Below are 23,002 nucleotides of genomic sequence, written 5' to 3' on the forward strand. Positions count from 1 at the left end.
ATGCAAGTTATCACTGTTGAGTTTTTAACGTCTGAAATTGTACCTAATGGTGTTACGTTTACTCGACTAGGCGCAAAGCTTACTCACTGCCAGATTGAAACTAAGTCTGGGTTCGTCTTTACAGGTGAAAGCGCTTGTGTAGACCCTTCTCGATATAACCAAGCAATGGGTGAAAAGATCGCTTATCAAAATGCACTCGACAAGATGTGGGAGCCTTACGGACTTTGGCTTTCAAAAGTTTTGCATGACAAGAACAATCCAGATTCGCCTGAACTACTAGGCGACAACAACTCGTAGCCGCGAGCCGAGGCGGCTCATAACTGCATTCAGTTGATACTGCACATGACAATTATGACCACCGCCTCACCCTATTTTATTTTTCTTATCAATATTTGGAGTTGTTATGGGTTTTAGTGCTGTCAATCCAGTCAGTGATGATGTTGTCACTACTCCGCCATTTATGCCTAATCTGTCAGTACGTGTTTTTAGCGAAGCGATGAAGCTTGACGGTACGGTAACACCAGCACGAATGAAATATGCGTTAACTGACGCTGCAAATGACGTCTGTCGTGAGCTGAAGGGTTGGACTGCCAACGCTCTACATGAACATGGCGTCCTGACTCTAGCAGAATATGACTTGGCTCAAGACACAGATAAGTGCTTCAGCTTTAAAAAAGCTGTCTATAACTTTGCTAAAGCAAAACTCACTGAACACTACCGTGATTATGACACTGGTCGTGATGCAACCTCACGCAGCAAAGAGTTAACACCAACTATCGATAGCTGCTATCGCAATGCACGCAATGCAATTGCTGATATCAAAGATGAGCCGCATTCAACCATTGAGCTTATCTGATGCGTGTTGTATCGACATTGCAAGGCGACACAGTAGATTTGATCTGCTTACGCTATTTCAGCTTCACTGGCGGCGTTACTGAACAAGTTATGGATCTCAATCCGCATCTGGTTGGTTACGATCTTGTATTGCCTACCGGCGTTGATATCCAATTGCCAGACGCGCCCGAACGTACACAAAAGCAGGTCATTCAATTATGGACGTAACTCAAATTCAGGTATTAACGATTGATGATGTTATGAGTAACCATCTGCAATGGTTGTTGATTACTTTGCCTGTTATCTGGGCTGCTGCTGGTGGCGCTTGCATTCGTCTATTGTTGATCCGCGCCGAGCCTTTTCGGATGCGATCTCAAAATGCGACTGCGGGTGTATTGCTTGCAGTGATGCTGTCGGATATTACTGCAAAACTATTGACGGGTGGCAACTATGCCACTGGCTACGCAGTCATTTATGGCATGGTCGGACGAGAATTGTTTGTCACATTTTATGACTTTGTGAATGACAATGTACGACCCCTTCTAATGTCTGCTTTGCGTCATTTTTTCCCTTTTTTATTCAAAGATAAACCAGCCAACGAGGCGGACAATCATGATCATTCTTGAGACGTTATCGACTTTATCTATCATTGTCATTGCCATCGTTTGTGCTATGACAATCATTAAATATCATCGCGAGCTTGGCTCACTGGTTACGCTCACTATTTTATTTTTCGCGCTGAGCTGTGTCGGCTTGGCATTTGATGAGACCACTGGTCGGGACGGTGTATGGGCCCTACCCATATTTCGTATGCTTGCCGCTGCTGCAACCGCTACTACTTATTTTAAATTAAGAGCCTTTTGGGCGCGTTATGGCGTGTTCATTAGCGCTATTAATCAATCAAAAAGGATAATCTTGTATGAGCCCCTACCCAACCGATGACACTGATTGACTGTGATTATAAAGTCGCTGCTCGCCGACTGCGCTGTGATGAAGCTGCTATCCGCGCGGTCAGTGATGTTGAGTCGCGCGGCGATGGGTTCTTATTCGACAAAGATGACAACCAATGGCGTATTAAAATACTGTTTGAGCGCCATATTATGTATCGATTGCTAGACAAAAAGTTTGGCCGTGACAAAGCGCTTGATCATGTTCGTACTAGCCCTGATGTGGTCAATACTCGTACGGGTGGCTATAGTGGCGGTACTGCTGAACATGATCGACTTGCTAAAGCACGTCGCATTGATAAAGACCTAGGCTTAGAGTCAGCAAGTTGGGGCATGTTTCAGATTATGGGCTTTCATTGGGAAAGACTGGGCTACAAGTCAGCTGTTGATTTTGTGCTAACGCTATCCAAAGGCGAGCCTGAGCAGTTAGAGGCATTTTGTCGCTTTATCGAGACAGATAAACGCTTGCTCAATGCCATTCGTAGCCGTGACTGGGCCATGTTTGCAGAGATATATAACGGCCGCGATTATAAGAAGAATAAATATGACACTAAAATGCGTGACCGTGCCAAATACTGGGATAAAGAGTTGGCGAAATGATATTTGATGACAGCCTACGCCAATTTTTAACTGATAAAGTCGAGTTCTTTGCCCAGAACCCCGATCAGTTAATTATTAGCGTAGAAAAGGGCTCACTGAAATGGACTGGTCAATCATTGAGCCACCGTCAACACTATCAATTGCTAGTCGAGGTTGATGAGTTCCCCGAGAGCATTGACGCCAACTTAGTCATTGTCGCTATTTTGGCATGGTATCAAGAGAATCAAGACCCAGTCCCACCAAACGGGCCATCACCGATTGAATTTGAATCCTATATATTGAGCAACTATACGACCACCGTAGTCTTTACTATCAAAGTCGAAGAAGTTGTCCAGGTATCTACTGATGACACTGGTAACTACGTGTTTAATGCTTGTCCACGTCCAATCCTACACCCGCCAAAACCTTTACATAACCCGCACAAATAACTATGAGCGATTTAACTGAACTGGCCACTGCATTACCTGAATGGGCGACCGCAATAGCGAGTCAGCTAGATAATAAACAGTTAAAAAAAGTCAATCGTGCCCTAGCTATGGAAATGCGAGCGGTCAATCGAGAGCGTATCCGCGCACAAACCGATCCTGATGGTAGCGATTTTGTAAATCCACTGAAAGCCTCTAACAACCCCATGTTTCGTGAGCTGACCAAAGCGCGTCATCTTAAATTTAATGCAACCAGCCGCTATGCACAGATAGGCTTTAAAGGCAGCGCCGCTAAGATCGCACGCATCCATCACGAGGGCCAACGCAGTACTGTCCGTCCTGATAGTTCTAAGAAATTCCCCTACCCCAAACGCGAGCTGATCGGTATCTCTCGTGCTGACAGACATATCATTATTCGAGTACTACGCGAGTCATTAGCCGCTGATTAGATGCCCTGCTCTTTTTTTGCGTGTATTTACTCAATCCACGCTTTTTTGTTTTGTATCAAAAATCGCAATGAGTGACGATAACGTCATGAATACATCCCCTATCGAAAACGAGCGCCGGCTCCAAAGTTTTATCAATCGAGGCATTGTCACAGACGTTGATCATGCTAATGCTCGTTGCCGAGTACAGATAGATGGGTTAGAGACCGACTGGCTAAAGTTTGCAGCAGCTCGCATCGGTAAGGTCAAAATCTGGAATCCACCGTGTGTTGGTGAGCAAGTCTTAGTTATTAGCGAGACCGGTGAGCTGTCGACTGGACTGGTAACGACATCGTTTGATTATGATGATCAGCCAATGCCGTCCGCCAATGCTGATACGTTTGAGCTTCATTGTGATGATGGCGCGACATTTATCTATAACCACGCGACACATAACCTAGAGGTTACTTTACTTGATGATTCTACTACTACGCTTATTTCCAACCGCGTGCAAATATCTGCTCGCGATGTCAGTTTTGATTGTAATAACTTTGATGTTAATTGCGAGTCCTATTCTATTGGTTGCCAGTCTTATACCGTAAACGGTCAAACCATCAATCAAAACGGAAAATTAATTATTAATGACCAACCGTATTTAGACCACGGTCATAAAAACGTTAAGTCTGGCTCAGACACTACTGGGGGCGTTAATGCTTAATCAAGATAACAACGTCACTGTGATCAATGTCAAAGGCATGTCACGCAGTACTGGTCAGCGTATTGACCAAACCAACCATATCTTACAAAGCGTCCGGGATATATTAATGACGCCTATCGGTAGTCGTGTCATGCGCCGTGATTACGGCTCATTGCTACCATTCTTAATTGATGCACCTATTAATGCCTATTTTATTATGCAGCTTCGTGCCTCTGTTATTCATGCGCTCATGCGCTGGGAAACTCGTGTCACACCAACTCGCATTGAACTGATAACTGACGACAGTGCCTCACAAGGCGTGGCCAGTTTAATGATTGAATATCGTTATGTGATTAGTAAAAAGATTGAACGTACTTATCTGTCATTAGGCGGTGCGCTATGAGTCGTATTGATCTATCTGGCCTACCTGCCCCTGATATTTTAACGCCTTTAGATTTTTGGAAGCAGAGCTTGCCGATCTTAAAGCTGAATTGAAAGCCAAAGATCCACAGCTCGCCGCTGCATTAACGCTTGAAAGCGAGCCATTGACCAAGATCCTTGAACTGTTTGCTTATCGTCTGATGTCTAAGACCAATCATATCAACCAGACAGCCAAATCAATGCTGCTTGCTTATACCACTGGCACAACGCTTGATCATCTTGCCGCTGGTGTTGGTGTGACTCGTCTATTAGTTAAGCCTGGTAATCCCAATGCTGTCCCACCGATCTCTGATGTCATGGAATCTGACACTGCCTTACGTCGCCGTGTCCAATTAGAACCAGAACGAGCCTCTGCAGGTAGTAAAGGCGCTTATTTATTTTGGGCACTGTCTGCTGATGGTGATGTTCGTGATGCAAGTGTTGTCACAGCCTCCCCCTGGTCGCGTGACGGTCTATGTTCAAAGCCATAATGATGCTATCGCTAGCGATGCACTACGTGAACAAGTAAGACTGGCCGTTGATACGGATGAGCGCCGGCCTTTTACCGATAGCGTGCGTATTGCGGCTGGTCAGCCAGAAGATTGGAGCCTACAAGCGGAACTGACACTCTATCCGGGCCCAGATAAAGACGTGGTGATTGCTGCAGCCCGTGCACAGCTTGATAAATATATCGAGCAAGTCCGCTACTTAGGTTATGACGTCACGTTATCTGGTTTATATCACGCATTACATCAAGCGGGTGTCCAACGTGTCAGCCTTTTACAACCTACTGCTGATATCAGTTTGCCAGATGGCAAATATGCCAACTGTATCGACGTGTCGATCAGTGCTGTGGAGTACCGTGATGTCTAATGCGCTACTACCAAAAAACAGCACCAAGCTTGAGCAAGCGCTTGATACTCAAACTCAGCGTATTGATGCGTTACCTGTTACTTTTGCCAGTCTGATCGATGCTGATAGCTGTCCTGAAGCTTTTTTACCGTGGCTTGCTTGGTCACGCCGCGTCGAGTACTGGGATGGTCAATGGCCAGAGTCAAAAAAGCGCGACGTTGTAAAAGGCGCAAGAGCTTTTAATGCGCAGCGCGGTACTAAAAACACGCTGACGCAAGCAATGGAAAACCTAGGCATAGGTCATAGTTTGCTTGCATGGCATGAGCTATATCCAAAAGGTACGCCTTATACCTTTACAGTAAAAATCACTAGCGGTCGTGTGAGTGTTCAACAGCAACAAGAGATCTATACCGCGCTAGATAGTGTTAAATCTGCCCGTGATCAGTTCTCTATTGATGCCAGTGTCGTGAATGGCTCTCAATTTTATGTTGCCGGCGCTTGTCGGACTGGCAATGTCACTTATCTATCAACTCCAAACGCTTAGGTAACTATTTAGGTAACAATAATGGCCAACTACTATGTATTACTCACTGACCACGGAAAATCTTTTATTGCCAATGCACAAGCGAACTCACAACTTGCATTGACGCATGTGGTGTTGGGTGATGCAAACGATCAGCCATATCTGCCTGATTCGCGTTTGACTCAGACTAGCTTGGTGAATCAAAGAGCAAAAGTAGCCGTAACCTCTATCAAGATAGTCAATGACACGACAGCTGAAGTATCTGCAGTTGTCCCATCCAATGTAGGCGGCTTTAACCTGCATGAAGTGGGAATTACCGATAGTAGTGGCAAGCTTGTCTACGTGGGTAACTTTCACGGTGGCTATCGCCCAACGCTGACTGAAGGTGCAGGCGGTGACATGGAGCTTATATTTACGATTACTGCAGACAACCTTGCGACTGTTGTCATTGAAACGGACAGCAACGTGGTCATCGCTACTCGCGATTGGGTTGCCGACCGTTTTGCTTTGAAATCTTTAGTGAGTGAACTACACGATATTATCAATCAATTACAGGATGAGCTTATGGCTACCCAGTTTCAATTACTGTCAAATCGTATAGACGATATAGAGAAAGGCATCGCGGGGCTTTTAGATTTGCAGCCATATAAAGTTGGCGATATCTACCAGACAACCATTAATCATTTAGATGCGGCTGCGGTGGCGGCTCATCATGGCTATGGTACGTGGGAGCGATTCGCAGAAGGTCGCACGCTAGTAGGCCTATCAACCAACACTGACGATCCATCTGACTATAAAACTATCGGTAATGAGTTTGGTAAAAATGAGGAAACTCTGACGCTTGCACAGATTCCAAATCATGATCATACCGTTGATATGCATAGTGGCAGTATTGATGGTGGTACTCGCGCCGGTACTCAGAACACCAGTTCCAGCGCTGCAAATATCAAGACTAACGCTGTAGGTGGCGGTGAAGCTCACAACAACATTCAGCCATCAAAAGTGGTTGGCATGTGGTTACGTACTGCTTAAAACACTATTTATTTTAGACAAAAAAGGATCTAGACCATGGCATTAACAACGTACCACCACGGCATTACTGCCACCGAGACCAGCAACATCACACCGATTATCAAATCGGTCAGTATGAGCACTATTGCACTGGTGAGCACCAGTATTGATGCTGATGATGCTAAATACCCGCTTGATACCCCTGTATTGCTGACAGGCATCACGACAGATGATGTCACCAAAGCTGGCGCTAAAGATACTTTGCTCAGCCAATGCTTGCAGACAATCAAATCTATCCAGAATACAAGTGTGGTCGTGTTGCGACTGTCAGAGCCAGTCGATATCGCTACCGTTGATACCTTGCTTAGCTCTCAATCACGCCTTGGTGTGACGCCAAAGATTTTGATCGCGCCTGAAATTGATACGCCAGATATGACCCGCAAGCTGGTCGAAATTGCCAAGAAACGCCGCGCTTTTGTGTATGCGTCCCCGCGAGCGGAAGATGGTACGTTGATTACAGTCAAAGAAGATATTGCCGCTTATCGCGATACGTTCGCGGCTCGTGAGTTGATGTTGATTGAAGGCGAATGGGGCGTTCCAGCGGGGAAAGTAACACGGCGGCTATGGGCAAGTAAGCCATATCCTACGCTGGTCGAAAAGAAGATGCTTATCAGCCCACAGTTAAGCCGTTAAACATCACAATTAGGCAGGTGTTAAAAGACACAAAGGTTGACAGTGATGCGTATGAATCAACCGTCAAGCCATTAGATATTACCTTTAGAGCACTGTTGCAGAGTAAATTTTTTGACGGTAAAGAATCTTATATAAGTAATGCAAAGCCTTTAAGCGTAGAAATGAAGTCATTGTTAAGAAGCCTTATTATAGAAGATAACAGCACCTACGAAGCCATTGTTAAACCTTTAACGATTAATATCAAAAAAACTTTAATCAGTTACAGCACTGAAAAAGATACCGTTTATACAACTGAAGCTAAACCTCTAAGCATTAAATTAAATTAAGGAGTTATAAATGTTAGCTCAAATGGCAGGTGAGTTTCGCTGCATTGTTAAAAACGCTGATGGGACTACAAAAGTTAGACACAGGTTTTCAAAAAACTTAATACTCAACCAAGGATTAGATTACTTTGGGGGTGGAAATGGCACTGATATGCGTGCTCATTGTTTATTGGGTTCTGGGAATAGTATCCCTGCACCAACTCAAACCTCTTTGGATGATTTCATTGCTGCAAACAATAGTATATTGGCTGTTACTAACTCTCACGACTACGATGCCGCTAGGGATGGTGACTTATATAAAAATAGCTCTACTTACACTTATCAATTTTTGAATTTAGAAAGTGTAAATATCTCAGAGATTGGTCTTGCTAGTCAATATGGCAGTGCTAATGAATACTATCTATGCACAAGAGCTTTGATAAAAGATGTAAATGGCGCACCGACTACCATATCAATAAATGAAGGTGAAACTTTACAAGTCCAATATAAAATATGGCGAGTGTTTTCTCTTATTGATAAAACTGGAAAAATCAATCTCACCGATGGGGACGGAGTTTCTACTGAGTACAACTATACAGTTAGGATGGCAGGTGTTGGTGGCACCAGCTTAGGCGGTAGTAATTCATATAAAAATGATGTTGGTGAAGTCATACGTACCAATGCAGGTAATGCTGGACATGCAATATACAACGGGTCATTAGGTGATTTCACAGCTAGCCCTAATGGGTCAAGTATTTGGTATGCAGGCGATGGACGAACACTACCAATAGATACCTATGTACAAGGCAGTTATAAGGCTGTTATACGTTGCGCCTTACCTCTTGATGCCGCAAACGGGATTATAAAAACGTTTCTACTGTTAACCAGCATGGGATTCTTCCAAATTGAATACAGTAAAGTCTCAGATAATTCGGGAATTTCAAAGAACAACACGCAAGTTGCTGAGTTGGTATTTGAAGTTAGCTGGGGACGCTATGAGGGCGAATTGTAATGTTGCCCGACAATACGCTGACTGAGCTTGATAGAGCGTCATTTTGCCGCCACGCAGCAAACCCCAAAAGCCTACAGCATCTTGGGAGCTAGGCGGTATCGCCCTATCCGATACCAGTGAGCCTATGCAGTACTACTGGTACGGCTACGTCAAAGGTAAAGCTATCTATCTACAGCGTAGCGGTGCTGAGCCAGTCGCGGTATTAGCGTTTGCAGGTGATGTCACTGAGATGAGTTTTAGCTTTGACCAAAACATGCGCCCAACAATTGCATACGTCGAAAATGGCGTAGCTAAGCTGTACTGGTATGACGCAAGCGTGGCTAAAAACGTGCTGACACTATACCCGAATATCACCAATCCGCGCTTGTCACTTGATGATAAGCGCAAGTTTAACATCGGTAACAGTGACATTATTTTTGCTTATGTGACTGATCACAATCGTCTGTGCTACCGCTTACAGCGCGAGCGTTACAGTGCTGAGCATGTACTTTTAACTGACACAACAAAGTCAGTAGATGAACCTTTAAAACTGAACGTAATCGGCATGAGTACTGCAAATCGATTTTTATTCCTAACCAATTAATAAGGGAAAATTATGGCTCAAGTAACCCCAATCATCGCCGTGGCCGCAGCATTACGCGCTCACCTAGACAAGACGCACCAGTATAGCTTCGTCAAGTCGCTGTCCAACGTTGCCATTGATACTGTTAGTGGTATCAAACATCCACGTACATGGGATTTAGAAGATCCTGATACCGAGGTCGGCTACTTAAACTCGCATGACGTGACCAGCCTCATACAGCACAACGGCTTTCGATTTTGGGGCAGTCATACCTGCTCTGACAAGCCTGAGTATATGTTTGAGCCAGTCGTGCGTACCTCGCAGTTTTTGCTCGATACCATCATCAATGGCTGCTTTCAGTTTATTGATCAACCGCTATCACCGACGACTGTGCGTGACATCATTCGTGCCATCAATGCCAAGCTGCAGGAGATGGTCAACTTCGACTATTTAATCGGTGCAAAGTGCTGGTACAACAACGAGCTAAACAGCGAAACGCTGCTCATGCAAGGCAAGCTGTATCTAGATTATGACTTTACTCCAGTGCCTAACTTAGAGAACCTTAACCTGAATCAGACGATCACTGATACATACCTGGTCAACTTTGCCGACTTGGTAGCAGCAGCGGCCTAATAGCCACCTGACGACCCTATTACTAAAAAGGAACCCCTATGTTACCTCGTAAATTAAAGAACTTCATGGCTTACAAAGGCCTTGGTAACCAAAAACGCTATCAAGGTCAGATCCCAGAGATTGAGCTACCCAAACTGACTCGCGTGCTTGAAGAGTATCGTGCTGGTGGTATGGATATGCCGGTCAAAGTTGACTTGGGCCAAGAAGCTATGGAAATGACTATCAAATGCGGTGGTCACGAAGCAGATTTATACCGCGACTTTGCGCGTGCTGGTATTGACAAGGTTGTATTGTCGTATTCAGGTGCGTATCAGCGTGATGATGACTGCAGTGTGTCAGCGGTCGATATTTATTGCCGTGGTCGCTTAGAAGAGATCGACCCTGGTAGTGCCAAGCTAGGTGATGACACAGAAGAGTCATTCAAGTATTCATTGGCGTATTACAAGCTGGTCGTAGACGGTGAAGACATCATTGAAATCGATGCAATGGCGATGAAGTGTATCGTCAATGGTGAAGACCGCCTAAAAGAGATCCGTGAAGCCATGGGAATGTTTACCACCGTCTAAACTGATCATGCAAATTAAGTGGCCAAACCAGACACCTATTTGATTAAAACATCGACTAAAAATTACTGATTAAGGATACACCATGAACAACAATGATATGCCAACTATCGAACTAGACTACCCTATCATTCGCGGTACTGGCGATAAGGCCAAAGAGATTAAAGAGTTTACCCTGCGTCGTCCAATGGGCGGCGACTTACGTGGCCAGTCACTCATTGACATTTCAATGGCCAAAGTCGATGCCCTAGCAGTAGTACTCCCTCGTATCAGCAACCCAGTCATCCATGAGCATGAAGTCAAAAACATGGATGCCGCTGATTTGATGGATGTGGGGTTAACTATTGCCAGTTTTTTTACCAAGGCGAAACATCAGTTGCAAGCAGAAACCGCAGCTATCCCAACCGTGTAGAAGACTGTATGGCAGACATCGCCTTGGTGTTCGGCTGGACACCAGATGCGATGTATCACATGACGATCGAAGAGCTTGCCGATTGGCGCGAACGAGCGCGTATCCGTAATAACCCTGATGAATGATAACTTGGTTCCCTCACGAATGAGGAAACCAGGACAACATCAGCATCATTGATATCAACAATAAAGTGGGCGCAAATACATGGCAGACCTAAGCTTTCGAGCACAGATAGAACTTATCGACCGTATGACTGCGCCAATGCGCTCAATCTCTAGCCAAGCAGACCGCTTAGGGCGGCAATTTGGTGAGATGACTCAAGAAACTAGGAAGTTACAAAACCAACAACGTTTGATTGATAGCTTTAAGCAACAAGAGCAAGCACTGGCTGAAACTTCAGAAGCGGCACAGCGCAGCCGCGATCGTTTGCAGCAGTTAGAGCAGCAAATGCGCGATACGGCCAATCCTAGCGCTACATTGATTCGTCAATTTGAGGCTGCAGGGCGTGAGTCACAGCGCTTGAATGCTCGCCTTGATAGTCAACGGCAGCATTTACAGCAGCTACGTGGCCGCTTATCAGATGCAGGTATTAGCACCAATAATCTATCTGATCATGAGCGTGAGCTTGCGCGTAATATCGAGCGCACCAATCAGCAGCTGGCAGAGCAGCGGCGGCGGATGAACGAGGTTCGACAGCTTGAACGTCAATCACAGCAAATGGGTGATATGCGAAACAAAGCTCTAGGACTGGCCGTAGGCGGTGCAGCAGCAACCTATGCTGGTGCACGGTTCATTCAACCAGGCTTAGACCTAGAGCAGAACCTGAGTAAAGTTCAAGCGGTTACTCGTCTGGATAAAAACAGCCCTCAATACCAAGCGCTGGTAGAACAAGCTAAAGAGCTAGGCGCGTCGACTCAGTTCACATCAGCCGATGCCGCGGCTGGACAGACGTTCTTAGCGATGGCTGGTTTTACACCTGAGTCTGTGAAAGCTGCTATGCCGGGGATGCTTGATCTTGCTTTAGCTGGTGGCATGGAGTTAGACCGCACAGCTGATATCGCCTCAAATATTCTTTCAGGTATGAAAATTGACCCATCTAAGATGAGTAAGCTTGGCGATGTATTGGCAGGTACTTTCACCCGTTCTAACACGAACATTGAGATGCTAGGCGAAACGATGAAGTATGCAGCGCCTGGTGCTGCATTACTAGGCGTATCACTTGAGCAATCAGCAGCAATGGCGGGTAAGTTGGGCGATGCAGGTATCCAAGCTAGTATGGCCGGTACGGCGATGCGTGCCATTATGTCTAGAATGGCAGCAGGTCCAAAAGCAACGATAGAGGCACTTGATAGGTTAGGTGTCAAGACCTCTGACGCGAACGGCAATCTGCGCCAAATGCCAGATATATTAAAAGAGATTCACGATAAAAGTAAAAATTTGGGTAATGCAGAACAATCAGAGTTGTTCAAAGGCATTGCAGGAGAAGAAGCCGGTGGTGCTTTAGCCATTCTCGTTGATCAAGCTGGTAGCGGTGCGCTACAAAATCTCATTGGTGAGTTACAAAACGCCCAAGGCGAAGCTGGTAACTTAGCGAAAACCATGAGCGACAATACCGTTGGTGACTTTAAGTCAATGACCTCAGCCATTGATGCCCTTAGAACCTCTATTTTTGATGCAAACGGTGGTGCGCTACGGGAGTTTATTCAGACGATCACTATCATGACCCAACGCATGACCGCTTTTGCTAATGAAAATCCTAAGCTCATGGCTGTGCTGGGTCAGCTATTTGCTATTTTGGCCATTGGTGCGGTCATCATTGGCGGCTTAGGCGCAGTCATGCTAACTATTTTAGGCCCTATGGCACTATTGAGAGCATCATTGGTTACGCTAGGGCTACCCACAACTCTAACGCCATTATCAATGTTGGCTAAATCATTTGGCATGATTGGCGGTGCTGTCAGAGCATTGACGCTGACGCTAATGGCCAACCCTATTTTGGCACTCTGCTTAGCACTGGCAGTACTGGCCTTTACCATTTATAAGAACTGGGACACCCTAGGGCCGATGTTTGCGGCGCTGTGGGAACGTATCAAAGCCATATTCAATACGGGTATTCAGGCGCTTAAATCTTTTATATCTAATTTCAATCCAGTCGCATCATTCATGACGGCATTCGCTACAGTTTGGGGTTACTTGGCTGGACTGGGTGCGACCTTCAGGCAGTACGGCGTTAATATGCTCGAAGGGCTAAAAAACGGCATTTTAGGCAGAGCGCAAGCGGTTATTAATTCTATTAGTAGTGTCGTAGGGCGTATCAAAGGAGCATTTACGGGTTCAAAAGGCATGGACATTCACAGTCCGAGCCGTGTATTTACCCGCTATGGTAGTTTCATGATGGAAGGTTTAGGCGATGGTGTATTAGCCAATGCAAATCGAGCAATCAATGCGGTCAAAAACGTTACTGGTCGTATTCGTAATTCAGCGCCTGGACAGATGGTTGGGTCAGTTGTCAGCAAAGTATCTGATTATATTCCCATGCAAATTGACAGCCGCAAGTCTATCTTACCGCCTCGTGGCCAGTCTAGTATTGCGATGATGGGCGGTATGAGTAGTGGCAATATTACCATCAACATCAATGGCGCAACCGATCCGCAAGCCGTGGCGCGTGAAGTCCAGCGTGTACTGGCTGGTGAGCAACGCAATCAAATGGCGCGTCAACGTAGCCGCTTATCTGATATTGATTAAGGGCATATAAGGATTATTTTATGTTAGCCAGTTTAGGATTGTTTGTATTTGAGACCACCAGCGCGGCATTTGATGAGATATCGCGCAAGTCTGGTTATCGTTTTGGCACCGGCAACGCTGTCGGTACCAGACCACATATGCAGTATATCGGCCAAGATAACGACGACATATCGCTATCAGGCACACTATATCCAGAGATCACCAACGGTATTGTGTCGTTAGATGAATTACGTGATATGGCCGCCACTGGTAAGACCTACGCGCTCATGAATGGCAATGGTTACTACTATGGCATGTGCTACATCACTGACATCAGTGAGACTCAATCACACTTATTGTCAGATGGAACTGCTCGCAAAATTAGCTTTAGCTTAGCACTAAAACTGGCAGATGATAGCGAGCGTGAGCAAGTGGCCATCTTAGATCAGGATCGAGCGGACGTATAACACATATTCAAATAACTCATACCCCCTTGTTCCAAGAGAGAAATAGGGAGAAATAGCGCTGGAACACCCCTAAAGCAGCTTTTCCGAACTGATTTAAATTAATCCTATGACAAACTAGATAGGACTTAAATCATGACAGAAGTTATCGCTACTATAATTTTAGAGATTATACGCCTTTGTATTCAAAATTATGGATTATCCAAAACAATTGCAGGTCTCGTACTTTTCATATTAATGGCCATCGTTTTATGGCAGCTACCAAATCTTATAATTGCATGGAAAAGCTAACATGAACCTATTCAAACTCACAATCGAAGGTATTGATCGCACAGCGCAGGTTGAGAAGCGTCTGATTAGTCTCTCAATGACAGACAAGCGTGGTACTGAAGCGGATGAGCTATCACTGACACTATCTGATCATGACGCGGCGCTGCCCTTACCCACCAATGGCAATGAGATAAGGCTATGGCTCGCGATGCCTGATACTGGCGATATGATAGACAAAGGCACATTTACCATTGATCAAGCCGAGCACAGTGGCACACCTGACCAGCTGCAGATACGCGCCAAGTCAGCCGATTTCAAGTCATCTCTGAAGGTAAAGCGCAGTGACAGCTATCATCAGCACAAGCTTGGGGAAATAGCGTCGAGTGTGGCCAAACGTCATGACTTGATATTGGCTATTGATAGTGCAGTATCAGCAATAATGATCGATCATATCGATCAGCACCGCGAGAGTGATATCAATCTATTGACCAGGCTTTGTGAGGACCATGATTTGATGTGTACGATTAAGGCTGGACGGCTGATTATCAAACCGATTGCCAATGCCAGATCACCTTCAGGGGTGGCGTTGGGAGAAGTCACTATCACTCGTCAGTCTGGGGACAGTCATCGCTATAGCCGTGCTGACCGTACCAGCGACTATGACGAGACGACAGCAAGCTATCATGATGATAAAACTGGTAAGACTAAGCATATCAGTGTCAAAGATGGTAAGTCCAAACCGATGGATGCCCTACCCAATGACAAGTCTCATGTACTGACCAAACCTGCCAAGAGTAAATCAGAGGCAGTCTCTAAGGCAAAAGCGAGCGCCAACAAAAAAGCCCGCCAAGTGGCGAGCTTTGATTTGACGTTAGCAGTAGCGCGTCCTGATATTATTGCTGATAGCCCTGCGACAGTGAGAGGTTTTAGACCGTATATCGATCAACATCAATGGACGGTCGTAGAAGTGACACATGACCTATCTGGTAGTGGTTATAGTACTGGTATTAAGTGTGAGGCTGGGGTTTAGGTTATTCATAAGACTTAATATGTTCACGGATCATATTAGGCGCAGTGTAAACATTACCATCAATAAAATCTTCTAATTGTGAGATGCTTTCAACAGCAAACGTCCTAACCTCACCGCGCTGATAACAGTACGCATCAATATACCAACGCTTACTACGACGATAAGCGCGAACCATACCAATATCACGAGTGCTGGAAATGCCATCTCGATTGGTATAAGTCATACAGTGCGTCATTGGATAGATGGTTGTGTCATCTGACGTATCTTCAAAACCGTCATAACTGTAACGGTCGCGATTAAACTGAGAATTAGTGTTAGCTGATGATGTTGGCGAATTATCATGTTGTGGTTGTAAAGATAATCGTTCTCTGTCTAGTTTGGCCTGCTTTTTATCTAATTTGACCTGTTTACGGGCAGCCGTGTCTGCCTCTAATTTTTCATTGTAGCGTCTGCCGCTCTTAGTATATTTAAGCCATAAATTAAAAATCACAACAAAGACGATAAACCAAAAACATAAATCACTGCTTATCCCCTTTACTTATCACAAAGCTTTAAGGCATCAGAAGTCATATTACCAACGCTAATCTTAGTCCCTTCTATATCCGGATTATCCAACCAAAACGGCTGTTCAGGTGTGACAGGTATCCACCCAAGTCCCTTATTATCAGAATAAGCACGACTAAAGCCGTTTAGCGCATAAGTTTCATTGCCAGCATCAAAATAAGCGGCCTTATCAATACAGCCCAGCACACCGCTATTATCAGTAAACGGCCAGTCACCAGCATAGCTGTCACGGCTTACCGCGCGTTCATTATCCGCTACAACCTCAGATTGAGGTTCAGGGTTACTACATCCAATTAATCCAATCGCCAACAACCCTATCAGGAACCCTTTTTAATCTCAATCATCCTTCTTATCTACCTTATATTGAGAAACACCACTATGCACGGCCATTTTTACGAAGCTGCCAAACTCCTCTTTGGTTAATCCAGTAGCTTCAAACCAATCATCATCGAACATTACATTCATAGGAACGGACAGCTCTTCTTGAATAAAACTTCTCTCCATACGATAGACAGCCTCAGCGTTAATAGATCGTCCGCTTTCTGCTGAAGCCTTATCTATCTTATCTTTCAGTTCTTTGGGAACTCGCAAATTAAACTGAATTGTACTCATAGAAATAACCCAATTAAAAATTACTAGCATTATGCTAGTAAAAACTATTGACTTCAATACTAGCATTATACTAACATAGCAATACGCTAACATAGCGTTTTACCAACATGCATAGGAATATATGAAGATGGCAAACCAAGATAAGCAGTTAAATGTCCGCATACCAGATGATTTAGCGAGCTGGATCAAACAGTACGCAAAAGATAATTGTCGATCAATAACATCGCAGTTAATTGTAATAATCAGAGAGCAAGCCCGTGCCAATTTAAGCGATGCTCAAACAACAACGGGAAGATAACAATGCCAAATAACGCCAAACATCAAACGATTAAAGAACCCTCATACATAACGCTCTACCTATCAGCAGAGCAAGAAAGACAGCTTATAGCAATGGCGATTCGTAAATGTTTAAAAGAAAAAATACAGGAGATGGCAAAGATGCTAAACAGGCCTAACACCACCCAGCAGATTAACACCTATATCCGCAGTCAGCAGTTGCTATATCGCCACCTGCAATTATGTCAGCGCATAAAAAAGGCAGACCGCACCCGCCAAGATGTATCTGCCTTCACCACAAAAGAAATTAACTTGATTAAAGTTAACTCTTTTAACCAATCAGCTCAAGGAGCTAATTAGTATGTCACAGTATAACACAACCAATAAAGGTAACAACGAAGTCATGGCGCTTAGCTTTGAAAACCAAGCCTTGGACACTCAAGTCATTAACAATGAGTTATGGATAGCAGCCACCAGTCTGGCCAAGATGCTAGGTTTTGGTAATCCACATCAAGCCATTAAAACTCACGTTGAGTATGTGACCTCCAGAAATTGGAGGTCACATCAAAGGGGTGTCCAGAATCTGGACGGTACATCAAAAGCGCGTAAAACTCAAAAACTTAACTTCGTCAATGAAAGTGGGATGTACGCACTCATATTTGGCAGCACCAAAGCCGAAGCAAAACGGTTTAAGCACTGGGTAACGTCTAAAGTACTGCCTCAAATTCGTAAGACTGGTAGCTATGGCAAACCCGAGCAGCCACCCGCCATCACCGATGCCGACTGGGTGCGCTACTCCCGCTCGATGACCATTCCCGAGATGGCACAGTTTACAGGGCACAGCGAGCAGCAAGTCATTAACGCCTTGCATAAGGTAATGGGCAGTAAAGTACACACTACCAACCCAGCACCAGTCATGACGCCTGAGATGCAATACGCCCTTGACCAGTTTTGGGGCTTTATCGCCACACAAAACATCGCGGCGCTCAACCACAGTCACAAGCCGCATGAGCTAGCGATTAGCATCCCCGAGGTTTATGAGTTAGCAGAGCCGTGGCAGCTACCAGATACCAGCCTGTTATATAAGGCGCTACGCCTGAGCGACACGCCACGCTTTCATCGTGCCAATGCTGTCATAGCGAGCGAGCGAACGAATAAATCACGCCGTGTTTGGATATTTATCAAATCGTTTGGCCAAACCGCCATTGCAAAAGTATAAGGGGCACTATCATGACTACTCAATCAAATAAAAGTCTGCGTGACTACACAATGAAAGCCGACATCAGCCAACATCACGAGCGCATCATACGCAATTTATTTAATGCGCTATTTGTTAGCGAACGTCAGCACAGTATCCAAACCGACCATACACCCAGTCACCCAACCATTATGACGCTCGATATCTATCAGATACAGCAGCTCATACAGTCACACTGTGACAAGCACTATAGTAAAAGATCAATTACAGGCGCACTGTCTAGCCTAGAAGAGCCGAGGCTATTGGAGCATTATGTAGTTAATGGAATATCAGAAATAGATGGAAAGCGCATAGATGCAATACGTTTAGACTATAGCAAACCAGCAAAGACTGACGAGCTGGCCGAAGAGCTGGCTCAGATTGACCTTGGAGGGTCACCAGCAGATGAAATTGACAAATGTGATGCTAGTCGGCGGTGGATAAAAAGAGCTGTGCATCTTGAAGAAGTGTACATAGAGCAGCAAGACACCATTCAATCACTGCGTAGTATCATCATTGATATGGCAGAGACACTGCACGTAGCAGACCCGAATGCCCGTATCAGCATGACCAGCAGCGACCTACTGGACTTGGTGCACAGTCAAAAAGATATGTCAGACAATGCGTTCTAATAATTTAATTGCACAAAAAACCAGTCCGAGTGACTGGTTTTTTTGTGCCTGCTTCTTATGGATTGCCTCGTTTGACTGTATCGATCATACCAAGACCCAGCGTCGCTAATGTCTTGTAATCGTAGTCCTCGTTAGCACTTGCCCCAGCTTGCACCAATGCTTCTTCTGCGTGATACATCGCACCCAATAGCCTATCCGATGGATTATCCAAGTCCATAATTTCAGGTAAATGAATTAGACGCTGATGATAGCTTGGGACGTAGCTTTCACCGTTGTTTATCACGTCTGCTGCCACATCACCGATTCTCTGCCCCGTCAATATATACATCGCATCAAACCCAGCATCCCAGAGCTTAGCTAAATAAGACGTTGGTAAGTCACTTTTACCAGACTCATAGTTTCGAAAGGTATTTTGATGAATACCTAAAGTGTTTGCGGTGTCGATGGACTTCATGCCTAAACGAGTACGCTCGTCAATAATACGTTGCCCTATCTTTGCAGAATCCATAAAAAACCCCTTAAAAATCAAAAAATATAGTGACATCACAATATTATGTGATAATATGTCCCTGTTATCAGTGATATATAACAATCTAATTCACTTCGTAAACATAGGATACCACCAAAATGAACCAAACCACATTATCAGCCACTCAAAAAGGCCAGCTGAAGAAAACCAAGCGCATTAGCATCCCTGTCCGCTTAGAAGTTGAAGACCATGCTGAGCTGAGTCAAGTCGCCGACAGTGAACAACGTTCCATGAGTTTTATAACTATGCGCCGTTATTTAAAAGGTCGTGAAATAGAACTAGCCGAACAGAATCAATAATCAAACCCAGAAGGAAACCAAACCATGAACCCAAACACCAAAAAACTACGCGATAACGCCATCAAAGTCAGTGTCGATCATTATGACTATCAAATCTTACTGGCCCATGCCGAACGCTCAGGTGTGGAGCTCGCTACCCTCGTCCGCCAGTTAGCGATGAGCAAGATCCATGACCTGATGTTCCGCGAACAACCTATCGCCATGATACTGCCATCACAAAACACAGTCGAGATGCCATTAGGTCACTTTTGGCGATGACGGCGGCACCAGTCAGTGCCTCAGGAGTCACCAGCCATGCCTAACGATATCTATATCCACCCAACCCCTGCAGAGCAGCGCTTACTTGAACGTAAGGCTGCCGGGTATGGAGTAAGCGTCGATGAGTTTGTCGCTTGGGCACTGAGACAAGCACTCGCTAAAACAGATAAAGAGCTACAACTCATCATCAAACACTAAAAGAGGTCATATATGCGCTGTCCAGCTTGTCATTCCAACTGTTTAATCCTGCGTACCCGCGTCATTACTGACTACTTACGCGATATAGAACACCGCTGCAAAAACGATGAATGCGGACATATATTCGTCACTCAGCAAGAGTATGTACGCTCGATAGTCAAGCCAGACGTGCAGAAAGACAAACCAATCAGCGCAAATGCCTAACCAAACTACCAAACCAGACGAGCAATATTATGCAAACCATGCAAGATGATACCCGTAGCGAGCTAATCACTCGCCTCGTACAAGATTATGGTCTCAAATTCTCAAGCGACCGTCAAGTTTTTGCGTTATGGCCGCTGCCCGTCATGCGGCAAAAGGAGTTGTTCACCGGTGCTGATGCGCCGTGGACGATTCAGTGTGGCCGCACTAATAAATGCAATTACCAAGCATCTACTCGCGATATTTACCCAGACATATTCGCCAATTGGACGAAGAAAAACCCACCAACGCCTAGCAATCCAAATGCCACCGCCGATGCTTATCTTCAGTCGGGACGTGGCTTTGATATTGTCAAATGGCAAGGCAGCTATAGCCAGGAAGTATTCAAGGATTATGAGACAGGTTTTACTTGTCCAACTGTGCGCTTTAACGTTACTAGCGAAGGAAGCACTATTGGTTATTGGCAGCGCCTGATTGAACCCGCTGTAGGAATAAAAAAAGCAAGAGTTCAAGACGGTTTTAAGTTTGAGGTCACGCATGGCTACCGCCAAAGCTGCACTTACAGCATGGCGTCTGGCCGTATGTCAAAGAACTATGGATCACTGAGGGTATCTTTGACGCCATGGCATTGACTGAGAACGGCTTACATGCCATTAGCAATATCACCGCCGGTAACTTCCCAGCGCACACCTTAGCGCAAATAAAGACGCGAATGGTAGAGCTTGGTAAGCCACTGCCCAAGCTTATCATTGCACTCGATAGCGACCATGCGGGACGCAAAGCCACTGACAAGCTAGTGGCCACCGCACGCCAAAACGGCTGGGAAGTCACCGCCGCTCAGTCAAGTGAGTACAGCGACGGTGCAGACTGGAACGACCTACACAAAGCGGGAAAACTCACCAAGACAGACCTTGAACGCTACCGCTTTTATGGTGAGCTGCTTATTGCTGAGACAGCAAAGGACAAGGCGCTACTGACGTACAACCAGTATGGCACCACTAGCTTTTATATGTTTTTCAACAGTTGCACCTACTGGGTAAAAGTAGACAGCGAAAGCTTTGATAAAGCCAAGCAAATGGACGCAGACAGCGAACCGACAGAGGATCTATTCAATACTGAAGAAGAGTTAAAAGAAGCCGTACAGCTTTGGCATGACGATCTAATGCAGTCTTGCATGACTGTCACCCAAATCATGAACTGTCAGCCGCAAGCACTCTATTATCAGCAAAACTTAGTGACAGATGAGAGCTGGTACTTCTTTCGTATTCGCACATCACAAGGCGACACTAAAAATACCTTTACTGGCAGTCAACTGTCGGCCGCTGGTGAGTTTAAAAAGCGCCTATTATCAGTCGCGCCTGGCGTCATTTATCAAGGCAATTCAAAGCAGCTCGACATTATGTTGGGACGCATGATTAACGGTATCAAAACCGTTGAGACCATCGACTTTATAGGCTACAGCAAAGACCACCAGACCTATATTTTCAATGACACCGCAATCCGTCATGGTGTGACTTACGCGCTCAATAAAGACGACTATTTTGACCTGCCCAATAATAAGAGCCTAAAGACATTAGCGGCCAGTCCAAATATTCGCATAGGCGACAAACCCAAAGAACCTGCAAATTGGCTAGCGGACATCATAACTGGCTGGGGCGTCCAAGGTGTCATTAGTCTGGTCGGCTTCATGGGCAGCTTGTTTGCCCAGCAAGTACGTGATCGTCAAAAGTCCTTTCCTTTTTTAGAAATTGTAGGTGAGCCTGGTACTGGTAAATCAACCTTACTTAGCTTTTTCTGGCGCTTGATAGGTCGTGATGGCTACGAGGGTATCGATCCCAACAAAACCACCAAAGCCGGTCGTCTGCGCTCATTATCACAAACCTCAAATATGCCTAGTGTCTTTATTGAGTCTGACCGTGATGGTGCCGGCACTGGTCGCAACAGTCAGTTCAATTGGGACGAACTAAAAAACCTATATGACGGCGGCACGATTGGTACACGCGGCGTCAAGTCAGCCGGCAACGAAGTCTATGAGCCACCGTTTCGTGGCACTATCGTCATCAGTCAGAATTTGCCCGTGGTAGCGTCCAAGGCAGTGCTAAGCCGTATCTGCCACCTATTCTTTGCATTGGACAACCAGACCCGCGATTCTGAAGCAGCGGCCAGACGCATTGAGGCACTACAGACCGAAGATGTCAGTCATTTCTTGGTCGATATCCTCAAGATGGAAGACAAGATACTGCAGGTGTTTTTTGATACCAAAATAGCGCATGAGAACTGGTTAAAAGACAGCGGTGTCAAAGCTTTCCGTGTTGCTCATTGCCACGCGCAGATACTCGCCATGTTTGATGCGATGAAACTGGTATTGCCAGATTTGCAGCGCTTGGACGGGGCCGTTAAGCAGGAAGTATTTAACATGGCAACCGAACGCGATCAGACGCTTGATACCGAGCACCCGCTCAATATCCAGTTCTTTGATGTACTCGAACGATTGAATGCAGCGCCCAACACAATCGAAGGTGCTGGTCATCATATCCGCCGTTTGCATATCAACCACAGCAAAAACCCAGATCTATTGGCGATCAGTATGCCAGAGATCTATCAGCTTGCGAATGAGTACCGCTATGACCTACCGCCACAATCCGATATGCATCACGCGCTGCGCCAGTCTAGGCAGTTCAAGTTTGTGGCAGCAAACAAGACCGTAGCGTCTCAAATCACGGGCCGTAGCATTCGTTGCTGGGTGTTTGAAATGCCTAAAAACCTAAGTCTCACTTAATCACAAAGGAATAAACAT

General features: G+C 45.4%; 39 protein-coding genes. 35 read left to right on the forward strand and 4 right to left on the reverse strand.

Going from position 1 to position 23,002, the window contains the following annotated elements; translation table 11 throughout:
- The 25 genes from PKHYL_RS11740 (at position 1) to PKHYL_RS11855 (ending at position 15,399) form a co-directional block, all read left to right on the forward strand.
- Positions 1 to 297: a Gp49 family protein gene (locus tag PKHYL_RS11740; protein WP_093071410.1), complete on the forward strand. Its 297-nt coding sequence runs from the start codon at positions 1 to 3 to the stop codon at positions 295 to 297.
- A gap of 106 nt (positions 298 to 403) precedes the next feature.
- Positions 404 to 856, forward strand: coding sequence for a head completion/stabilization protein (locus tag PKHYL_RS11745; protein ID WP_240365225.1), 453 nt, complete (start codon positions 404 to 406; stop codon positions 854 to 856).
- On the forward strand, positions 856 to 1,062 hold the full coding sequence (locus tag PKHYL_RS11750) for a tail protein X (RefSeq protein WP_093071408.1): 207 nt from the start codon (positions 856 to 858) through the stop codon (positions 1,060 to 1,062). Before PKHYL_RS11745 ends, PKHYL_RS11750 begins: the two co-directional genes overlap by 1 nt.
- Complete coding sequence (locus PKHYL_RS11755) at positions 1,053 to 1,460, forward strand: hypothetical protein (protein WP_240365226.1); 408 nt, start codon at positions 1,053 to 1,055, stop codon at positions 1,458 to 1,460. The genes PKHYL_RS11750 and PKHYL_RS11755 overlap by 10 nt, the downstream gene beginning before the upstream one ends.
- Complete coding sequence (locus PKHYL_RS11760; protein WP_240365227.1) at positions 1,447 to 1,776, forward strand: hypothetical protein; 330 nt, start codon at positions 1,447 to 1,449, stop codon at positions 1,774 to 1,776. The genes PKHYL_RS11755 and PKHYL_RS11760 overlap by 14 nt, the downstream gene beginning before the upstream one ends.
- A complete protein-coding gene (locus PKHYL_RS11765; RefSeq protein ID WP_240365228.1) occupies positions 1,773 to 2,381 on the forward strand; it encodes an N-acetylmuramidase family protein in 609 nt (202 codons plus the stop codon). The genes PKHYL_RS11760 and PKHYL_RS11765 overlap by 4 nt, the downstream gene beginning before the upstream one ends.
- Positions 2,378 to 2,809 (forward strand): phage tail protein, encoded by a 432-nt coding sequence (locus PKHYL_RS11770; protein WP_240365229.1) that lies wholly within the window; start codon positions 2,378 to 2,380, stop codon positions 2,807 to 2,809. Before PKHYL_RS11765 ends, PKHYL_RS11770 begins: the two co-directional genes overlap by 4 nt.
- Before the next feature lie 2 nt (positions 2,810 to 2,811).
- Positions 2,812 to 3,255, forward strand: coding sequence for a phage virion morphogenesis protein (locus PKHYL_RS11775; RefSeq protein ID WP_240365230.1), 444 nt, complete (start codon positions 2,812 to 2,814; stop codon positions 3,253 to 3,255).
- Positions 3,256 to 3,340: 85 nt separating this feature from the next.
- Positions 3,341 to 3,949, forward strand: a complete 609-nt coding sequence (locus tag PKHYL_RS11780) for a phage baseplate assembly protein V (protein WP_240365231.1) — start codon at positions 3,341 to 3,343, stop codon at positions 3,947 to 3,949.
- The gene (locus tag PKHYL_RS11785; protein WP_240365232.1) at positions 3,942 to 4,331 is read left to right on the forward strand and encodes a GPW/gp25 family protein; all 390 of its coding nucleotides are present in this window, start codon (positions 3,942 to 3,944) and stop codon (positions 4,329 to 4,331) included. Before PKHYL_RS11780 ends, PKHYL_RS11785 begins: the two co-directional genes overlap by 8 nt.
- A 55-nt stretch (positions 4,332 to 4,386) precedes the next feature.
- Positions 4,387 to 4,839, forward strand: coding sequence for a baseplate J/gp47 family protein (locus PKHYL_RS17695; protein ID WP_269778167.1), 453 nt, complete (start codon positions 4,387 to 4,389; stop codon positions 4,837 to 4,839).
- A complete protein-coding gene (locus tag PKHYL_RS11790; protein ID WP_269778168.1) occupies positions 4,766 to 5,221 on the forward strand; it encodes a baseplate J/gp47 family protein in 456 nt (151 codons plus the stop codon). The genes PKHYL_RS17695 and PKHYL_RS11790 overlap by 74 nt, the downstream gene beginning before the upstream one ends.
- Positions 5,214 to 5,744 carry a phage tail protein I gene (locus PKHYL_RS11795; RefSeq protein WP_240365233.1) on the forward strand — a complete coding sequence of 177 codons (531 nt, stop codon included), beginning with the start codon at positions 5,214 to 5,216 and terminating at the stop codon, positions 5,742 to 5,744. The genes PKHYL_RS11790 and PKHYL_RS11795 overlap by 8 nt, the downstream gene beginning before the upstream one ends.
- A gap of 21 nt (positions 5,745 to 5,765) precedes the next feature.
- The gene (locus PKHYL_RS11800; protein WP_240365234.1) at positions 5,766 to 6,755 is read left to right on the forward strand and encodes a phage tail-collar fiber domain-containing protein; all 990 of its coding nucleotides are present in this window, start codon (positions 5,766 to 5,768) and stop codon (positions 6,753 to 6,755) included.
- A gap of 36 nt (positions 6,756 to 6,791) precedes the next feature.
- Positions 6,792 to 7,427 (forward strand): hypothetical protein, encoded by a 636-nt coding sequence (locus PKHYL_RS11805; RefSeq protein WP_240365235.1) that lies wholly within the window; start codon positions 6,792 to 6,794, stop codon positions 7,425 to 7,427.
- 17 nt (positions 7,428 to 7,444) lie between these two features.
- Positions 7,445 to 7,753 carry a hypothetical protein gene (locus PKHYL_RS11810; protein WP_240365236.1) on the forward strand — a complete coding sequence of 103 codons (309 nt, stop codon included), beginning with the start codon at positions 7,445 to 7,447 and terminating at the stop codon, positions 7,751 to 7,753.
- Positions 7,754 to 7,763: 10 nt separating this feature from the next.
- Positions 7,764 to 8,741, forward strand: coding sequence for a hypothetical protein (locus PKHYL_RS11815; RefSeq protein ID WP_240365237.1), 978 nt, complete (start codon positions 7,764 to 7,766; stop codon positions 8,739 to 8,741).
- 43 nt (positions 8,742 to 8,784) lie between these two features.
- Entirely contained in the window at positions 8,785 to 9,324 is a 540-nt protein-coding gene (locus tag PKHYL_RS11820) for a hypothetical protein (RefSeq protein WP_240365238.1), read from the forward strand.
- A gap of 12 nt (positions 9,325 to 9,336) precedes the next feature.
- On the forward strand, positions 9,337 to 9,936 hold the full coding sequence (locus PKHYL_RS11825; RefSeq protein WP_240365239.1) for a phage tail sheath C-terminal domain-containing protein: 600 nt from the start codon (positions 9,337 to 9,339) through the stop codon (positions 9,934 to 9,936).
- 38 nt (positions 9,937 to 9,974) lie between these two features.
- Positions 9,975 to 10,502: a phage major tail tube protein gene (locus PKHYL_RS11830; RefSeq protein WP_240365240.1), complete on the forward strand. Its 528-nt coding sequence runs from the start codon at positions 9,975 to 9,977 to the stop codon at positions 10,500 to 10,502.
- A gap of 82 nt (positions 10,503 to 10,584) precedes the next feature.
- Positions 10,585 to 10,911: a phage tail assembly protein gene (locus PKHYL_RS11835; protein WP_240365241.1), complete on the forward strand. Its 327-nt coding sequence runs from the start codon at positions 10,585 to 10,587 to the stop codon at positions 10,909 to 10,911.
- Between the two features lie 8 nt (positions 10,912 to 10,919).
- Positions 10,920 to 11,036 (forward strand): GpE family phage tail protein, encoded by a 117-nt coding sequence (locus tag PKHYL_RS11840; protein ID WP_075106269.1) that lies wholly within the window; start codon positions 10,920 to 10,922, stop codon positions 11,034 to 11,036.
- Between the two features lie 79 nt (positions 11,037 to 11,115).
- Positions 11,116 to 13,656, forward strand: a complete 2,541-nt coding sequence (locus PKHYL_RS11845) for a phage tail tape measure protein (RefSeq protein WP_240365242.1) — start codon at positions 11,116 to 11,118, stop codon at positions 13,654 to 13,656.
- 20 nt (positions 13,657 to 13,676) lie between these two features.
- On the forward strand, positions 13,677 to 14,102 hold the full coding sequence (locus PKHYL_RS11850) for a phage tail protein (protein WP_240365243.1): 426 nt from the start codon (positions 13,677 to 13,679) through the stop codon (positions 14,100 to 14,102).
- A 289-nt stretch (positions 14,103 to 14,391) separates the two neighbouring features.
- On the forward strand, positions 14,392 to 15,399 hold the full coding sequence (locus tag PKHYL_RS11855) for a contractile injection system protein, VgrG/Pvc8 family (RefSeq protein WP_240365244.1): 1,008 nt from the start codon (positions 14,392 to 14,394) through the stop codon (positions 15,397 to 15,399).
- 1 nt (position 15,400) lies between these two features.
- On the opposite strand, the gene PKHYL_RS11860 is transcribed toward PKHYL_RS11855, so the two are convergent.
- From PKHYL_RS11860 to PKHYL_RS11870, 3 genes are read right to left on the reverse strand one after another with little or no spacing between them, the layout of a single operon-like run.
- The gene (locus PKHYL_RS11860; protein ID WP_240365245.1) at positions 15,401 to 15,889 is read right to left on the reverse strand and encodes a WYL domain-containing protein; all 489 of its coding nucleotides are present in this window, start codon (positions 15,887 to 15,889) and stop codon (positions 15,401 to 15,403) included.
- A gap of 44 nt (positions 15,890 to 15,933) precedes the next feature.
- Entirely contained in the window at positions 15,934 to 16,272 is a 339-nt protein-coding gene (locus PKHYL_RS11865; RefSeq protein WP_240365246.1) for a DUF2511 domain-containing protein, read from the reverse strand.
- A 27-nt stretch (positions 16,273 to 16,299) separates the two neighbouring features.
- On the reverse strand, positions 16,300 to 16,575 hold the full coding sequence (locus tag PKHYL_RS11870; RefSeq protein WP_240365247.1) for an Arc family DNA-binding protein: 276 nt from the start codon (positions 16,573 to 16,575) through the stop codon (positions 16,300 to 16,302).
- Between the two features lie 127 nt (positions 16,576 to 16,702).
- Between PKHYL_RS11870 and PKHYL_RS11875 the strand changes: the two genes are divergently transcribed.
- The 4 genes from PKHYL_RS11875 to PKHYL_RS11890 are packed head-to-tail and all read left to right on the forward strand — an operon-like array spanning position 16,703 to position 18,720.
- The gene (locus tag PKHYL_RS11875) at positions 16,703 to 16,873 is read left to right on the forward strand and encodes an Arc family DNA-binding protein (RefSeq protein WP_240365248.1); all 171 of its coding nucleotides are present in this window, start codon (positions 16,703 to 16,705) and stop codon (positions 16,871 to 16,873) included.
- Between the two features lie 2 nt (positions 16,874 to 16,875).
- Entirely contained in the window at positions 16,876 to 17,211 is a 336-nt protein-coding gene (locus tag PKHYL_RS11880; protein WP_240365249.1) for a hypothetical protein, read from the forward strand.
- A 1-nt stretch (position 17,212) separates the two neighbouring features.
- A complete protein-coding gene (locus PKHYL_RS11885; RefSeq protein ID WP_240365250.1) occupies positions 17,213 to 18,070 on the forward strand; it encodes a BRO-N domain-containing protein in 858 nt (285 codons plus the stop codon).
- Between the two features lie 11 nt (positions 18,071 to 18,081).
- On the forward strand, positions 18,082 to 18,720 hold the full coding sequence (locus PKHYL_RS11890; protein ID WP_240365251.1) for a hypothetical protein: 639 nt from the start codon (positions 18,082 to 18,084) through the stop codon (positions 18,718 to 18,720).
- Between the two features lie 55 nt (positions 18,721 to 18,775).
- On the opposite strand, the gene PKHYL_RS11895 is transcribed toward PKHYL_RS11890, so the two are convergent.
- Positions 18,776 to 19,228: a helix-turn-helix domain-containing protein gene (locus PKHYL_RS11895; protein WP_240365252.1), complete on the reverse strand. Its 453-nt coding sequence runs from the start codon at positions 19,226 to 19,228 to the stop codon at positions 18,776 to 18,778.
- Between the two features lie 119 nt (positions 19,229 to 19,347).
- Here PKHYL_RS11895 and PKHYL_RS11900 point away from each other — a divergent pair, with 119 nt between their 5' ends.
- From PKHYL_RS11900 to PKHYL_RS11925, 6 genes are read left to right on the forward strand one after another with little or no spacing between them, the layout of a single operon-like run.
- Entirely contained in the window at positions 19,348 to 19,548 is a 201-nt protein-coding gene (locus tag PKHYL_RS11900) for a hypothetical protein (RefSeq protein WP_240365253.1), read from the forward strand.
- Between the two features lie 24 nt (positions 19,549 to 19,572).
- Positions 19,573 to 19,806: a hypothetical protein gene (locus PKHYL_RS11905; protein ID WP_240365254.1), complete on the forward strand. Its 234-nt coding sequence runs from the start codon at positions 19,573 to 19,575 to the stop codon at positions 19,804 to 19,806.
- 36 nt (positions 19,807 to 19,842) lie between these two features.
- Positions 19,843 to 20,004, forward strand: coding sequence for a hypothetical protein (locus PKHYL_RS11910; RefSeq protein WP_240365255.1), 162 nt, complete (start codon positions 19,843 to 19,845; stop codon positions 20,002 to 20,004).
- A gap of 12 nt (positions 20,005 to 20,016) precedes the next feature.
- Positions 20,017 to 20,208: an ogr/Delta-like zinc finger family protein gene (locus PKHYL_RS11915; protein ID WP_075106284.1), complete on the forward strand. Its 192-nt coding sequence runs from the start codon at positions 20,017 to 20,019 to the stop codon at positions 20,206 to 20,208.
- 29 nt (positions 20,209 to 20,237) lie between these two features.
- On the forward strand, positions 20,238 to 20,837 hold the full coding sequence (locus PKHYL_RS11920) for a hypothetical protein (protein ID WP_240365256.1): 600 nt from the start codon (positions 20,238 to 20,240) through the stop codon (positions 20,835 to 20,837).
- Complete coding sequence (locus PKHYL_RS11925; RefSeq protein WP_240365257.1) at positions 20,828 to 22,984, forward strand: toprim domain-containing protein; 2,157 nt, start codon at positions 20,828 to 20,830, stop codon at positions 22,982 to 22,984. Before PKHYL_RS11920 ends, PKHYL_RS11925 begins: the two co-directional genes overlap by 10 nt.
- Positions 22,985 to 23,002: the final 18 nt, after the last annotated feature.

This window comes from Psychrobacter sp. KH172YL61, from assembly GCF_007182895.1.
GTDB classification, from domain to species: Bacteria; Pseudomonadota; Gammaproteobacteria; order Pseudomonadales; family Moraxellaceae; genus Psychrobacter; species Psychrobacter pacificensis.